Below are 694 nucleotides of genomic sequence, written 5' to 3' on the forward strand. Positions count from 1 at the left end.
CAGCGACAGGCGAAGATGCCACCGCTATCGGTCCACAAGCACAAGCCCTATCGAATAGAAGCATCTCAATCGGTAACCTCTCAGGCAGTAAATCCTCCGCACCTGGCAACAAATCGAACATCGCTATTGGTGGCAGCGGTGATAAATCTGTCAACGGCTTTGGCGCAGGCTCACAAGTCGTTGGACGTGACAACATCGCCTTAGGCACAGAGTCCGCCTCCATCGTCAGAGGTAGATCAAACATCGGTATTGGTTCTGAAACGGGCAATAACGTAAAAGGCTCCTTTAACTCAGCCTTAGGCTTTAAAGCAGGCAGTACAGTAGATGGGGATCAAAACGTTGCCATAGGCTTTGAAGCAGGACAAAAAGTCACTACCAACAGAACCGTCTCTATTGGCGCACGAGCCAAAGCCTCAGCAGATGAATCAATTGCCATAGGAACCAATGCCAAAGCCTCAGGCCTATCTAGTGTCAGTATCGGTACGGGCAATAGCGTCGCAGCCGACAACGCCCTTGCTATCGGTAATAACGTCAGTATAGCTAAAGGCTTAGATGGTGCAGTTGGCATTGGCAACAACTCGGTAGTGACCGCCTCCACCGTAGCGAGCTTTATCCCAACTGGTGCCACTTCTGTAGTAGGAACATCCACGGGTAGCAATGTCGTCAGTGTCGGCAGCGCTGGTAATGAGCGGCG

1 pseudogene is annotated in these 694 nt (G+C 51.4%); it reads left to right on the plus strand.

The window, feature by feature from the left end:
* Positions 1-694: pseudogene (locus ACTXGJ_RS12640) on the plus strand (hypothetical protein); the annotation flags it as partial.

Origin of the sequence: Psychrobacter sp. 1Y11 (assembly GCF_052259045.1) — a bacterium.
Classification (GTDB): Bacteria; Pseudomonadota; Gammaproteobacteria; order Pseudomonadales; family Moraxellaceae; genus Psychrobacter.